Raw genomic sequence first — 13,482 nt, forward strand, 5'->3', positions numbered from 1 at the left:
GGGCCACGGCCGCGACGCTACTCCGGATTCGGCTCGTACCCCTCGCCGACCTTCACCCTGAGCGCGCCCGGGCGAACCGAGAGCGTCACGCGCTCGAACTCCCGAATCTCGCCGTCGAGACTGAAGGTGACCGGTTCTCCGTCGAGGCTCTCGAAGACGAGTCGTCCGGCGTGCAGTTCGGTGACGTGCGGGGTGTCGCGTTCGAGGACGCGCTGTTCGAGGTACTCCACGACCGCCTCGCGGGCGCGTAGCTGTTCGATGACGGTCACCTCCAGCAGTCCGTCCTCGGCGTCGGCCTGCCCGCCCTCCCCGGCGAACTTCCGGACGTTGCCGACGAGGATGGCCTCGGCCTCGCCCGACCACTCGGTCTCGGTTCCGTCGTCGCCCACGGCGTCTATCTCCGCCCGGAGACCGTCGAACTCCAGCGCCTCCTCGATGCCCGACACGACGAACGCGACCGGACCGAGGCTTTCCTTGCGCTCGTGGGTCGCCGCGGCGCTCGCGTCGGCGGGCAGGCCAGCGATGGCCGACAGCACGAACGGTTCGTCGCCCGCCACGCCAAGGTCGAGTCGCCGGGTCTCGCCGCGGTCGGCCACCTCGAACCCGGCTTCGAGCGACTCGATGCCGAGGTTCCGAGCGAGGAAGTTCTCGGTCCCGGCGGGCACGACGCACAGCGTCACCGCGTCGAGGGCCTCGGCCCGGTCCAATCCCTGTACGACCTCGTGGAGTGTCCCGTCGCCGCCGCAGACCGCGAGTACCTCGACGCCGTCGGCGGCGGCCTGCTCGGCGAGGTCGATGCCGTCGCCCGCGCGTTCCGTCTGCACGACTGAGAACTCCCGCTCGTCGGCGAGTCGCCGGACGCGCTCGGCGTCCGTGCCGCCGCCGCTCGTCGGATTCAGAATCAGTCGGCGCGACCCCCTCTGCCCGTCCTCCGATTGGCGGACCATATCCCTACGTACGCGCCAGTCGCCTAAATGTCCGGGGCCGGAGACTCGGGCGTACGGTCGGCCGCCGCCCGAGGCCAGCATCTCGGTTCTGCGACGCGCGAAACGCGGCGCGTTCGTCGGTCGCTCGGCGGAGTCCTGTCGGGCGATTCGACTCCGGAGTTGGCGTCGAAAGAACACCGCAAGGTACCCCTACCCGCGGTGTTTCATCGCAATTCGGGCACCGATGATATGTCTTGTGGTGTCTGACGCGGCGACCGATAGCCGACGGCCGTCGCACCTCCCACTATCGGGGGAGGGTCACTGCGTAGAACTGCGAGTCGGTGAGAACGAAGTCAGTCCTCGTCTTCGGCGAACAACTCGTCCACGGCCGACCGGGCCGCGAGTGCGGCGTCCTCGGCGATTTTCTCCTCGTCGGCCGCGTCCGGCGCGTTGAGGTACACGTCCACGTCGAGGACACCGTCCTCGAACGAGACGGTCACGTCGAGGTCCTTGACCGCCGAGTTCGAAAGCCGAGATAATATCAGGCCTTCGGCGGCTTCGGCGGCCGTCTGGACGACTTCGTCGTCACTCGGCATCTATGCGCCGCCGGGACCGCCGCCCATGCCCGGACCCTGGGGACCGCCGGGGCCGCCACCGAGCATGTCCTGAAGCTCCGACTGGAGGCTCTCGAACTGCTCCTGAACGCGCTCTTCCTGCTTCTCGAGGGTCTCGACGCGGATTTCGAGACTGTCGACCTTCTCTTCGAGGTCGTCCTGAGCCTCGTCGAAGTCGGTCTTGACGAACAGTTCACCGACCTCTCGGTACATCGTGGTGTCCTCGTCGATGTCTTCGAGTTCGTCGAGAGCGTTCTGGGCCTCGGTCAGTTGCGTCTCGGCCTGGTTCTTCTGGACGGCGACCTGCTGTGCGGTCTCCTGAAGGTCCTGCAGCTCTTCGAGCTTCTCCTGCGCTTCCGGTGGCAGATTACCCTGCATACCTACGGAGATGCGGCCCGGACAGAAAAACCCCCGCTTTCGGTTCTCGTCCGCCTCGCCGCGGTTCGGTCGCGTCGCCGCTGGGCGTGGAGACGGACCGCCCGACTCACGAACGCGGACTGCAGTTCGGGCCGCGAGGGGCGACACTCGACCTACGCCAGTCCGGACGTTCGCTCGGCGACTTCGACCAGCGACCCCCACGTGTTGCACCCCGCGCGCAGCGCCACGAGGTCGTCGGCGACGACGCGGACGACGACCGACTCGGCGTCGCGTTCCACGGTCGCGGCCGAGCGGTCGCCGTCGATTTCGCCGACCTCCTGCGCGACAGCGCGGGCCACTGCGCGGGCACGCGCAGGCGACTCGTACTCGAATCTGAGCGTCGCGTCGTGCGGTCGGCGAGACCCGTCGCTCGACGGCGGCGCGTCTCGGGGTCGGTCGTCTCTGCCTACGATTGGGTCGCCCATAGAATAGTGAGACGGCAGTTACCGCACGCCGACTTCCTTCACGTCGCGGCTCCGCTCTTTCAGGAGGACGCGGTGGCCGCAGTAGGGACACCGAACGCCGCCGTACTCGTCGAGTTCCACGTCGCGCTTACACCGCGAACACTTGTAGCTCATTCTTCGTCTTCGCCGAGAGCGGCCCGGATGGAGCGTTTGACCGTCCGACCGGCGGGCGTCTCGGGACGGTAGGTGCCACCGGCGTACTTGTAGCCGCACTTGCCGCACTGCCAGATTCCAGTTCCCTGCCGGTCCACGTCGTCGGTACCGCACTCGGGGCAGGTGTGGTCGTCGTTCATGTCGCTCTCTATCTCGGCGACGCGCTTGCGGGCGACACGCCCGTATCGCGCCCCGAATCGACCGGCACTGCCGGTTCGACTCTTGGTTCGGTCGGCCATAGTACTGCGAATTTACTCCGGGGCGCTGATAAAGCCTTTGAGTTCGGGCCGGTCGCGCGAGGACGCGACCGTCTGTCACTCCTCGTCGTCGCGCCACGGCGGGTTGAACAACTCGTGACCGATGACCGCGAGCGAGACCACCATCCCGGCGATAGCGCCCGGCAACCCGGTGAGTTGGCCCACCAGAAACCCTCCCCCGGAGAGCAGCGGTATCAACGCGAGGACCGCGTCGTAGTGGCTGACCATTGCGTAATTAGATATAATTACGAGGGTCAAGAAGCTTGGGGCTTCGAATCGGCCCCGTCGAGTCGCGTCGTTGGTCGGACCCGAGACTCGGAACGGAAAAGTCCGGGACAAAAGTACCGGCCGCGGCGATTGCACCGAGGACTCCCGCGTCGCCTCGGCCTACTGCCGGTCGGTCTCGACCTGTTGCAGACACCGTCGGCCTACTGCAGGTCGGCCTCGGCGAGCGCGTCGTTGAGGTCGGCGCGCACCTGCTCGCCGCGCTCGCGGTCCATCGCGGTAGTGACGACCCGGTTCTCCTGCACGGACGACCCGTCACGCAGGAGCAGGCGGACGTTCCCGTTCTCGTCGGCGCGGGTCGCCTTCGCGCGCACCCCGGTTCGACTGCCCGACCCGCCCGCGTCGATGGGACCGGGGATGATCTTCTTGACGTGCGGGTGGCCCGCGACGGTCTGGATGGCGGTCCGACCCGCCCGGTTGCCGATGAGCGTCGAGTGACTCCCGCCCAACTTCTCGGCCGGAGCGGTCTCGACGACCTCCAGCGCGCGGTCGCCCCGGCGCGCGAGGACGGTCTCGACGGGACTCTCGTCGTCGTCGGTCCCGTTGCTCACGCGATAGAACGAGTAGTGGAGTTGGTCGCGGGTCGCCCGGAGGACGTCTCGGTCGCCCGCGGCGTACACCTCCTCGGGGCGCTTGCGCCGGACCTCGTCGGCGACCCGGCCCGCGAAGTTGCGGAGTTCGACCACGCCCTCCTCGCCGCCGTCCTCCGGCGTGGTCGTCACGTGCGTCTCGCCGACGACCTCCTCGTCGTCGAGCATCGTCAGCGTCGCGCGGTCGCGGGCGAGTTCCAGCACCACGGCGTCGGCGTTCGGTGCCCGACAGACCAGACAGTAGTCGCCCGGTCGTTCGAGGGCGGAGCCGCAGTGCCGACACTCCATGGTCGGACCTAACTCGGGTGCGGGTTTAATCTCCGTGCTTTCGACCGGCAGATTCGCGTCTCCCGGTGACGGTCGTCACTCCACGGGACCGTCTCGCGGTTGCCGGTTCGATCGGTCGCCCAATCGTCAGTTCTCCGTCGTCTACTCTCGCTCTGTGGTGTCCGTCTCCGTCACCGACGCGGTCGCTCCCGTGGTCTCGACGCCGGTCGCGGGGAGTTCGGTACCGCAGTTCTGACAGTAACTCGCGTCCGGTGCGACCGACGCACCGCACTCGGGGCAGGCCGTGCCCTCGCGGAGGACCTGCCGCCGGGAGTCGTTGAGATACTTGTACCCGCCGTAGACGAGGTTGACGAGGCCGAACGACCACCATCCCGTCAGGATTGCCAGAATCAAGTGGACGCCGAGGCTCCCGAGGTTGCGCTTGACGAGGACGACGCGCTCGGGCGTCTCGGACTCGATTCGCCACCCGTCGGCGATGGCGTCGTCTATCCGTCGCTGGAGGCGCTCGCTCCTGTTGGCGTAGCTCATCTCCAATCGGGTACGACGGCTTCGGGGATATGGTTTGAGGCCTCGGCCGACGGAAAGTCGCCCGTCTCGTGTCGGAGAACCGCTGCGCTACTCCTCGGCGGGGTCGTTCTTCATGAACTCCCGGAGCACCACCGTGGCGTACGACCCCTTCGGGAGCGTGAAGTCGAAGCCCACCGCGTCCTCGTCCTCGCGGTCGATTTCGAGGTCGGTCCGGACCAGAATCGCCCGCCGCGTCCCGGTCGAGTGGAACTCCCCGGGGAGGTCGAAGTCCGCGGGTTCGAGGTCCAACTCGTCCAGCACCTCGCGCTCGATTTCGCCGGGTTCCCCGTCGGCGAGTTCGGTCTCGGTCCCCACGAGCGGAGCGGTCACGAATGCCCGGCCGCGCTCGCAGTGGCGCGTGACCGTCTCGACGCGGCGCTCGGTGACTCGCTGTTCGCGGTCGGGGTCCGGCAGGGTCACGCCGTCCACCTCCTCGGCGAAGCAGGCCACGTCGCCCGCGACCGGCCGGTCGAACGGAAGCCCTCGCTCCAGTCGCTCGCTCAGTATCTCGTTGTAGGCGTACGACTGGGCGGCGTTGACGAACAGGCGCTGGAGGTTCGAGGGCACGGCTTCGAGCGCCGCCCGGAAGTCCTCGGGGCGGTCGCCGCCGGACTCGACCAACTGATTGGCCATCGCGCGCTCGAAGCCGAGCCGCGCGGGGACGGCGTCGAGCGCGGCCTGCCAGTCGCGCTCCTCGAAGGCGTCGGCGGCCTCCCGGCGGGCGCGCTGACTCCCCTCGGGTTCGGTCTCGTAGGGGTTGGCGACGTAGGCGCGGACCGCCTCCTCCCACTCGCCGCGGACGACGTGGAGACCCACGTCGTGGGTGACGGGCCGCCGACTGCCGAACCGCTGCTGGCCGAAGAAGTTCGGAACCCCGAGCGGACTCCCCGACCACTCGACCAGTTCGTCGCGCACCGGCTCGGCGTTGTCCGGGTTCTCGGCGTCCCGGACCGCGATTTCGAACTCGTTGCCCGCGAGATCGCCGAACTCCAGTCCGCGTCCCGCCCGGCCCAGCACCTCGATGTCTGCCTCGTAGATGGACACGTCCGCGAGGTCCGACGGGTCCACCTTCCGGAGGGTGAACAACTGGGTCGTGACGGCGTACTTGTCCTTGGTTCCGGCCCACGAGACGCGCTCGCGGCTGATTCCCAGCGCGTCCGAGAGGCGCTTGGCGAAGTCGTTGGTGTCCCACTCCCGGAGGGTCGCCCGGACCACGAGGTGGGGGTACGCCGCGGGGTCGGCGTCGGCCGGTTCGGTGTCGAACCGCTCGACCTCCCGAACCCGGAAATCCTCCGGCGACGCCCGGAGACGGCCGCCGGTGCCGTCGCTCTCGCTGACGAAGTGTTCGATGCCGACCGCCCGCTCGACTGGGTACGCCTCGCGCATTCGACCGTGCTTGGTGGTCGGGGCGCTTGTATCTGACTTCCTGCGACGAGTAAGCGTCGGACGGAGTGATGGTTTCTAGACGGACGAGACGCCTTCCGTGTCCCCGAAAGCCCCCACCCGGTCGCGGTCGCTCAGCGACATATCCTCCGCTCACTCCGTTCTCTCCGGATAGGGGTCGCTGAGACGACTAAACGTTGCGCGACCGGGCGGCCCCTTTATCCAGCCCACCGCAACGTGACCGCAGACCTCGAACCTCCCCAACCGCCTGCGGTCCTCGCTTCGCTGCGGTCCTCGTCCCTCGCGCGGTTTGGCGCGGCACGAAGGCCGCGCCTGCACGCGCCAGTAGTGAACCATCCCCCGAGCGACGACTGATTCACCGGACCACACGGGGTGGACTGAAAGGGGCCGCGTGCTCGCAGGCCTCCGGCCCGTGGTCGTCTCGGCGACCCCTATCCGAGGCGAACGTCAGTGAGCCGAGGATATGTCGGCGAGCGACTGCGAGCACGCGGGGGCTTTCTAAACCACCTTCACGCCGCGGGTATCCGCTATCTACGACACACCGAACTGACGACCGTACGCTACGAGAATCTAGTACAGCGAGAGGTGGCCCGTCACCTTGTCCACGAGGTCGTCGTCGGCCGGGCCGACCGCCAGCGCCGTGACCGTGCCGGGGTCGAGTTGGGTGTGGCCCGCGTCGCGGACGACGGCGTGAGGCAGGCCCTCCGCCCGGGCCTTCTCGGCGAGTTCGAAGAGTTCGTCCTCGCCGTTCCCCTTCACGACGACCTTCTTCTGGCCTTCGCCCTTCCATCGCTTTCGAGTCTTCGTCCCGGTGTCCTCGTAGGCCGACAGCGAGGCGTGGGCGACTTGCGCGGCGAGTTTCCCTTGGCCCATGCCGAGGTCGGCGCGGGCGACGATGGTCTGCTTCATGGCTCCTCGGACGGCCCGCGGGAATAAATCGGTGGCTACTCCCGCCCGGAAAACGACACCGTAACGACAGAAATATCGGGTCGCGCTCCGGGCGTTCTCGCATGGTCCCCACTCCGCTCTTCCGTCCGGACGAGTTCTTCGCCGAGCGCGCGCCGAACCTGAACCTCGCTCGCGCCGCGGCGGTCGTCCTCGTCGTCGCGCTGGTCTCCACGGCAGTCGTCGGCGCGTTCGGGTGGACGCTCGCACAGCGACTCACCGCCACGGCCGAGATACCCAACGAGCAGCGCCCGCCCGACTGGGTCTGCGAGAACGAGGCGGGCACCGAGGCCGAGGAGATGGTGCAGCAAGGCTGTGACGAACCGGAGCAGAAGACCGTGGTCGTCGGCGACCTGCTGTGGAGCGCGTTCACCGAGCGCCTCCCGCTGGTGTTCGTCGGCGTCCTCCTCGGGTGGCCGCTGGTCGCGCTCGGTCTCCACGTCGCCTCCGCGCTGATGGGCGGACGGGGGTCGTTCCTCGACACCCTCGCGGTCGCCGGGTGGGGCATGCTGCCGAGCGCGGTGCAGGCGGTCGTCGGGTTCGGCTTCATGTACGCCGCGCTCGGCGGCATCGACCTCGCGGCGTCGGACCCCGAGATGCTGGCGTCCCAGATACGGTCGCTGAGCCAGCGCGTCCGGGGCGACACCGTGGCCCTCTCGCTGGCCGGGGCGTGCTGGCAGGGGTACGTCTGGACGTTCGGACTGAAACGCGCCCGCGACCTCTCGACCGGCGGGGCGGCGGTCGCGGGCGGCGGCGTCGCGTTCGTCGGGTTCCTGCTGAGCGCGTTCTAACAGACCGGTTCATTTAGGCACCTCGGGGCTAACTCCCGAGTATGATACTCTCGGACGCCGACATCCTCGACCGAATGGAGGCTGGCGACCTCGTGGTCGAACCGCTGGACGACCCCGACCTCCAGATTCAACCCGCGAGCGTGGACCTGCGACTCGGCCGCGAGTTTCTGGAGTTCCAGCGCACCAACATCCCTTGCATCCACCCGGACAGCGAACAGGAGGTCTCGGAGTACGTCACCGAGACCCACGTGGACGAGGGCGACGAGTTCATCCTCCACCCGGGCGACTTCGTGCTGGGGACGACCCGCGAACGCGTCGAGATTCCGCCGGACCTGTTGGCCCACGTCGAGGGGCGGTCGTCGTTCGGCCGCCTCGCGGTCGTCATCCACGCCACCGCGGGCGTCGTGGACCCGGGGTACTGCGGCCAGATAACCCTCGAACTCTCGAACCTGGGCACCGCCCCGGTTGCGCTCACGCCCGGGACCCGCATCTCCCAACTCATCTTCACCGAACTCAAGAGCGCGTCGGACCGCCCGTACGGGGCCGACCGCGGGTCGAAGTATCAGGACCAGTCGGGACCGCAGGCCTCGAAGATCGGCGGCGACGAGGAGTTCGGCGGCGACCAGAAGTCGGGTGAACACAGATGAGGTTCGCGGAGGAGATAGTGGTCGAGGAGTTCCTCCCCACCGTCCGCTCGATGCTGGCCGAGGACCTGCGCGACCGGGGCCTGACTCAGAGCGAGGTCGCGGACCTGCTCGGCATCAGTCAGAGCGCGGTGTCGAAGTACGCCAACGGCGAGGTCGAGCGCAACGAGCGCATCCTCGCGGACGAGCGCGTCCGGAACCTCGTCGCCCGGGTCGGCGAGGGACTGGCCGAGGACACGATGAGTCGGGTCGAGGCGCTGGTCGAAATCGAGATTCTGATTCGGCGACTGGAGAAGCGCGACCTCGTCGCGGAGATTCACGAGGCGGAGATGCCCGAACTCGCGGGCCACGGCGGCGACTTCGACGTTCACGACCCGGAGGGCGAACTCCGGGTGACCGAGCGCGTCCGGTCGTCGCTCCGCCGGGGCCTGACCATCGTCGAGAGCGCCAGCGGGTTCGCGTCGCTCATCCCGGCGGTCGGGTCGAACCTCTGTGAGTGTACGCCCGACGCCGACGGCATCGACGACGTGGCGGGCGTCCCCGGCCGCATCTTCGACGTGAAAGGTCAGACGACCGTCCCCTCGGAACCCGAGTTCGGCGTGAGCGAACACGTCGCCTCGCTACTGCTCGCGGCCCGCCGGAACGGAAGCGACGCGCGGGCGGCGCTCAACGTCCGCTACGACCCGGACATCGTCGCGGCGCTCGAAGCGGACGGTCACGAGGCGGCCGAGTTCGACGCGGAGTACGACGATTTGGACGCGGTGCTCGGCGCGGTCCTCGGCGAACACCCGGACGCGACCGTCCTCTACCACACCGGCGGCTACGGCATCGAACCCATCGTCTACCTTCTCGGCGACGACGCCGAGGCGGTCGCGGAGATGGCCCGGAGTCTGCTCTGAGTCGCGGACGGACCGCTCGAAAATCCGGTTCTCGCTACTCTCGGGGCCGGGTCCGCAGCAGAATCTCGTCGTCTCTCTCGTCTATCCAGTCGGCCCGGAGCGCGTAGGCGTCCTCGTCGGCCTCGTGGCTCCCCCAGTCGAGTTTGGCCTTCAGTTCCTCGGTCAGACTGGGTTCGGGTTCGACGTAGGCGGTCCCGTCCCGCACTTCGGTGACGACGCCTATCTTCTCGCGGTCGGCGTCGAACACGGACGCGCTTTCGTCTTCTTCGGTGAACTCCATATCCTGCGTTCGACGTACCCGGTGAAGACGACTGCGGCCCCCGGACGCGAGCGGTTGACGTGACGAACTGCGGCAGTACGGACGCGGAGAATGCTCCCGCCACTGTCTCGGGAGTCCCGTCCGGGACTCACTCCGAGACGTCCAGCACGATTTCCTCGTCGGTAATCTCGGCGACGCTCTCGTCGTGGACCGCGTAGGTGGTCTCGTCGATGCTTCCCTGCGGGAGGCGAGTCTGCATCTCCTCGACGGTCTCCTCGTCGGCGGTGACGTGTGCCGCGCCGTGGTGTACGTCCACGACCGTCCCCATCTCGGTTCCGTCGCGGTCCACGACGCGCTTGTCCACCTCGTCCTCGGTGAGCGCGACTGTCATGACGACGGCGGTACGACGCGGCGGTCCTTCACGCCACCGGCCGTCCGATTCGCTTCCGATTGGCGGCCTCACCGTTTTGTCGCCGGAGGTGGTAGGGAGTAGCCATGGCGACAGACGCGACGACGGCGGCGCAGCAGTTCTACGGGCGGTGGGCCGACTTCTACGATTTGCTCGCACGCGCGACGCCCGGACTCGGGCGACTCCGCGCCCGGGCCGCGGACGCGCTCGCGCTCGACCCCGGCGACACCGTGGTCGAGATGGGGTGTGGTACGGGCGCGAACTTCCCGCACCTCCGCGAGCGCGTCGGTCCCGAGGGTCGGGTCGTCGGCGTGGACTTCACGCAGGGGATGCTCGCTCGCGCCCGCGACCGAATCGAGCGCGAGGGCTGGCGGAACGTCCACTGCGTGCGGGCCGACGCCACCGACGTCGAGTTCCGCGAGGCCCCGGACGCCGTCCTCGCCACGTTCGTCGTGGGGATGCTGGCCGACCCCGAGGCGGCCGTGAATCGGTGGGCCGACCTGCTCGCGCCGGGCGGCCGTCTCGCGTTGCTCGACGCCGCCCAGACGCCGCGGTGGTTCGGGTGGCCCGTGAACCGGGCGTTCCGGGGACTCGTCGTCGCCTCGTCGCCGAGCGGTGTCGAGGCGTACGAGGCCGCGCCGTGGACCGTCCTCGACGAACGGGTGGCGGCGGCCCGCCGTGCGCTCCGGGAGCGCGCCGACGAGACGACGCACACCGAACACGCGCTCGGCGTGGTCCGAATCACCGGCGGACGAATCGGATAGCCGTCGCTCACCGTCCATCTCTCGGATTCGACCGCGCCGATTGCGCACCGCAGGAGAAGTCCAGTTTGGGGTAGTGGTCGGGGATACCAGCCCCGGACGACGGATACTGACTGCCGAAGTCACGACGTCGCCGGTTCGACGCTAGCCAGCCACCGGTGTAAACCGGGGCTATCAGACAGCCCGGTCTGTCAGAGGCCGCGCCCGCTTGCGAAACGCTCGCCAGCGGGAACTCGCCGCGGTCGGTTGGCGCGGGTGACTGGTGACGATTATCCGTACAACTCGGCGTGCGTCTCACAGAACTCGGGGTCGCGGAGTTGGGCCGCCACCACGCCCGGTTGTCGGTGGGGGTTCGAGAGCCGACACCCCGACTCCTCGCAGAACGCCTCGCCGGTCCGCCAGCAGTGGACCGCCTGCAGGACGTAGCCCTTCAGCGCCTCGGTCGTCCGCGGGTCGTCTTCGACCAGAAACTCGCCGTCGACCTCGTTCTCCAGCACCTCGCGCGGCGGGGCGTCGCCCGAGAGCAGCGCGTGTTTCTGCTTCTCCTCGTAATACTCCTCGGGCTTGGCGGGCGCTTCGTAGAGACCCGGCACCGAGACGAGCGCGGGTTGCCCGAGGACGTTCACGCGCTTGTGCCACCGGCCGTCGTGGTCGCCCCACGTGCCGACCGCGCGGTCCAGCAGGGAGACGTGGAGGTGGTCGAGGCTCCGCTCGTCCTCGGGAATCGCGTCGTTCAGTGCGCGCTGGACCGCCACGCCGTCGTAGAGGACGCCGCCCTCTCGCTCGGGGTGGTCGAGCGCCCGCTCCTCGTACCGGACGATGCCCAGCATCGCGTTGCCGGTCTCGCGCTCGTGCGGCGAGAGGACCCGGGCCTCGGCGAACCGCTCGGCAAGCGTCTCGGCGTCGCCGTCGTTCCGACGGACGTCCAGAAAGCGGTCGCGGACTCGGACTTCGGGGTCGCCGTCGTCTCCTCGGGGGAGTCGGTCGCGGAGCCAACTGGCGATCGCGTCGGCGTCCGCGACGGCGGTCGGCGCGCGGTAGAGAATCACCGTCTCAACCATATTCGTGGGTTGTACCACCGGGAGAAACGTGTTGCGGTTCCCCGAACCACGGCAACTCCTAAGTGTCGGTTGGAAGTAACTATCGCCACATGGTCCGCGCTCCCGAGTACCACGAACGCACGAAACACGCCACGAGCGACTTCCCGAACCCCGACTTGGAACTCGACTTCGAGACGATGCCACGGCCCTTCAAGTCCCTCCGCGACCGACCGCGCGAGTCGCTTCCGGGAGTCCGCGCGCCAGTCCTCCCGGCGCTGTCGGTCGTCGCGGAGGCCGACGCCGACCCGCTCGCCGGGACCGAACAGACCGCACGTGACCCCGTGGACGCCGTGACCGTGGCCTCGCTCTGTTACTACGCCGCGGGCATCAAAGCCGAGAGCGCCCATCCGGCCGACGAGGTCGCCCACCCGACGTACTACCGGGCGGCGTCCTGTACCGGCAATCTCCACCACATCGACGCTTACGTGGTCTGCGCCGACCTCGACGGTCTCGACGCTGGCGTCTACCACTTCGACCCCACGACGTTCTCGCTGGACGTTCTCCGCGAAGGGGATTACCGGGGAGCGCTCGCGGACGCGGCCGGTCCCGGCGCGGGCGTCGCGGACGCGCCGGTCACCGTCGCGGTCACCTCCGAGTGGTGGCGCAACGCGTGGAAGTACCGCGAGCGGACCTACCGCCACGCGTTCTGGGACTCGGGGACCGTGGTCGCCAACCTGCTCGGGACCGCCCACGCCTTCGACCTGCCCGCGTCGGTCGTGACGGGGTTCGACGACCGTTCGGTCGCCGACCTGCTCGGGGTCGCCCCCGAGACCGAAGCCCCGCTCGAACTCGTCTCGGTCGGGCGGGGCGCGCCGGACGGCGGCCCGTCCGCGAACGAATCGCCGCCGGTCGAACCAGTCGAACCCGAGACCGTCGCGCACCCCGCTCACGACCGCTCGCACGACCTCCCGTACGAAGCGTGGGCGGGAAGCACCCTCTCCGACGGCGAGTCGGCGGCGGCGTGGCGCGACCGCGTTCGCGAGGCCGGTTCGGTCGGGAGCGTCTCGCCGGGCGACGGCGAGCGCGTCCCGCTCGCCCCGGTCGATTACGAGACGGAGGTGGCGCGGCCGCTGTGGAACGCCATCCGACGCCGTCGCTCCTGCCGGGAGTTCGCCGACGAACCGCTGAGCCGACGAAAGCTAGGGACCGTCCTCGACCGGGCCACGCGGGGCGTTCCGGGCGACTGGAACGCGGGCGACGCGTCGGGCCTCCGGTTCAACGACGTGTACGTTCTCGCGACGGACGTCGAGGAGGTGCCGGACGGGAGCTACCAGTTCCACCCCGAGGAGGAGGCGCTGGAGCGACTCGGCGACGCGACGAGTCGGGACCAGACCCGACTGGCGCTCGGTCAGGAGTGGGCCGGTGACGCCCACGTCAACGTCTACTGCATGACGGACGTCGATGCGGTGGTCGAGGAACTGGGCGACCGGGGATACCGTCTGGCGCAACTGGAGGCGGGCGTCGTACTCGGGCGACTCTATCTGGCGACCTACGCTCATCGTCCGCTCGGCGGGACGGGCCTGACGTTCTTCGACGACGAGGTGACCGAGTTCCTCTCGCCGCGCGCCGAGAGCCAGACCCCGACGACGATGTTCGCGATGGGCGTCGCGGAGTAGAATCTCGACCAACTGGTCCGTCGAAGCATCCGCCCGCCGGAGGCGCACGGTTCGCCGGACGTTCGCTTCGCTCGCGTCCGGGAGGTTTTTCTC

19 protein-coding genes are annotated in these 13,482 nt (G+C 68.9%); 5 read left to right on the forward strand and 14 right to left on the reverse strand.

Annotated elements, in window-relative coordinates:
* Positions 1-17: 17 nt before the first annotated feature.
* The 11 genes from NGM06_RS08600 to pth2 form a co-directional block, all read right to left on the reverse strand.
* A complete protein-coding gene (locus tag NGM06_RS08600; RefSeq protein ID WP_254269877.1) occupies positions 18-947 on the reverse strand; it encodes a diacylglycerol/lipid kinase family protein in 930 nt (309 codons plus the stop codon).
* A gap of 332 nt (positions 948-1,279) precedes the next feature.
* Positions 1,280-1,522 (reverse strand): DUF3194 domain-containing protein, encoded by a 243-nt coding sequence (locus tag NGM06_RS08605; protein WP_163522377.1) that lies wholly within the window; start codon positions 1,520-1,522, stop codon positions 1,280-1,282.
* Positions 1,523-1,918, reverse strand: coding sequence for a prefoldin subunit beta (locus NGM06_RS08610; RefSeq protein WP_254269878.1), 396 nt, complete (start codon positions 1,916-1,918; stop codon positions 1,523-1,525).
* A 152-nt stretch (positions 1,919-2,070) separates the two neighbouring features.
* Positions 2,071-2,382 (reverse strand): KEOPS complex subunit Pcc1, encoded by a 312-nt coding sequence (locus NGM06_RS08615; protein ID WP_368410466.1) that lies wholly within the window; start codon positions 2,380-2,382, stop codon positions 2,071-2,073.
* 18 nt (positions 2,383-2,400) lie between these two features.
* Entirely contained in the window at positions 2,401-2,535 is a 135-nt protein-coding gene (locus tag NGM06_RS08620) for a DNA-directed RNA polymerase subunit P (protein WP_135827932.1), read from the reverse strand.
* The gene (locus NGM06_RS08625) at positions 2,532-2,813 is read right to left on the reverse strand and encodes a 50S ribosomal protein L37ae (RefSeq protein ID WP_163522374.1); all 282 of its coding nucleotides are present in this window, start codon (positions 2,811-2,813) and stop codon (positions 2,532-2,534) included. The genes NGM06_RS08620 and NGM06_RS08625 overlap by 4 nt, the downstream gene beginning before the upstream one ends.
* Positions 2,814-2,888: 75 nt before the next feature.
* Positions 2,889-3,059: a DUF8015 family protein gene (locus NGM06_RS08630; RefSeq protein WP_254269879.1), complete on the reverse strand. Its 171-nt coding sequence runs from the start codon at positions 3,057-3,059 to the stop codon at positions 2,889-2,891.
* Between the two features lie 200 nt (positions 3,060-3,259).
* On the reverse strand, positions 3,260-3,994 hold the full coding sequence (locus NGM06_RS08635) for a DUF2103 domain-containing protein (RefSeq protein ID WP_254269880.1): 735 nt from the start codon (positions 3,992-3,994) through the stop codon (positions 3,260-3,262).
* 141 nt (positions 3,995-4,135) lie between these two features.
* The gene (locus NGM06_RS08640; RefSeq protein ID WP_254269881.1) at positions 4,136-4,522 is read right to left on the reverse strand and encodes a zinc ribbon domain-containing protein; all 387 of its coding nucleotides are present in this window, start codon (positions 4,520-4,522) and stop codon (positions 4,136-4,138) included.
* An 87-nt stretch (positions 4,523-4,609) separates the two neighbouring features.
* Positions 4,610-5,947 (reverse strand): tRNA pseudouridine(13) synthase TruD, encoded by a 1,338-nt coding sequence (gene truD / locus NGM06_RS08645; protein WP_254269882.1) that lies wholly within the window; start codon positions 5,945-5,947, stop codon positions 4,610-4,612.
* Positions 5,948-6,535: 588 nt separating this feature from the next.
* A complete protein-coding gene (gene pth2, locus NGM06_RS08650; protein WP_163522367.1) occupies positions 6,536-6,874 on the reverse strand; it encodes a peptidyl-tRNA hydrolase Pth2 in 339 nt (112 codons plus the stop codon).
* Between the two features lie 101 nt (positions 6,875-6,975).
* Here pth2 and NGM06_RS08655 point away from each other — a divergent pair, with 101 nt between their 5' ends.
* From NGM06_RS08655 to NGM06_RS08665, 3 genes are read left to right on the forward strand one after another with little or no spacing between them, the layout of a single operon-like run.
* Positions 6,976-7,701 (forward strand): Yip1 family protein, encoded by a 726-nt coding sequence (locus tag NGM06_RS08655; RefSeq protein WP_254269883.1) that lies wholly within the window; start codon positions 6,976-6,978, stop codon positions 7,699-7,701.
* A gap of 41 nt (positions 7,702-7,742) precedes the next feature.
* Positions 7,743-8,348 (forward strand): dCTP deaminase, encoded by a 606-nt coding sequence (gene dcd, locus NGM06_RS08660; protein WP_254269884.1) that lies wholly within the window; start codon positions 7,743-7,745, stop codon positions 8,346-8,348.
* The gene (locus NGM06_RS08665; protein ID WP_254269885.1) at positions 8,345-9,244 is read left to right on the forward strand and encodes a thiamine-phosphate synthase family protein; all 900 of its coding nucleotides are present in this window, start codon (positions 8,345-8,347) and stop codon (positions 9,242-9,244) included. The genes dcd and NGM06_RS08665 overlap by 4 nt, the downstream gene beginning before the upstream one ends.
* Before the next feature lie 34 nt (positions 9,245-9,278).
* On the opposite strand, the gene NGM06_RS08670 is transcribed toward NGM06_RS08665, so the two are convergent.
* A complete protein-coding gene (locus NGM06_RS08670; RefSeq protein WP_254269886.1) occupies positions 9,279-9,524 on the reverse strand; it encodes a DUF8593 domain-containing protein in 246 nt (81 codons plus the stop codon).
* 127 nt (positions 9,525-9,651) lie between these two features.
* Positions 9,652-9,894, reverse strand: a complete 243-nt coding sequence (locus NGM06_RS08675) for a DUF8593 domain-containing protein (RefSeq protein ID WP_254269887.1) — start codon at positions 9,892-9,894, stop codon at positions 9,652-9,654.
* Between the two features lie 104 nt (positions 9,895-9,998).
* On the opposite strand from NGM06_RS08675, the gene NGM06_RS08680 reads away from it, so the two are divergent.
* Complete coding sequence (locus NGM06_RS08680) at positions 9,999-10,676, forward strand: class I SAM-dependent methyltransferase (protein WP_254269888.1); 678 nt, start codon at positions 9,999-10,001, stop codon at positions 10,674-10,676.
* A 266-nt stretch (positions 10,677-10,942) separates the two neighbouring features.
* Here NGM06_RS08680 and NGM06_RS08685 read toward each other — a convergent pair whose 3' ends face one another.
* A complete protein-coding gene (locus NGM06_RS08685; RefSeq protein WP_254269889.1) occupies positions 10,943-11,734 on the reverse strand; it encodes a DUF7001 family protein in 792 nt (263 codons plus the stop codon).
* 89 nt (positions 11,735-11,823) lie between these two features.
* Here NGM06_RS08685 and NGM06_RS08690 point away from each other — a divergent pair, with 89 nt between their 5' ends.
* Complete coding sequence (locus tag NGM06_RS08690; RefSeq protein ID WP_254269890.1) at positions 11,824-13,389, forward strand: SagB/ThcOx family dehydrogenase; 1,566 nt, start codon at positions 11,824-11,826, stop codon at positions 13,387-13,389.
* Positions 13,390-13,482: the final 93 nt, after the last annotated feature.

It is taken from the genome of Halorussus aquaticus, from assembly GCF_024218795.1.
GTDB lineage: Archaea > Halobacteriota > Halobacteria > Halobacteriales > Haladaptataceae > Halorussus > Halorussus aquaticus.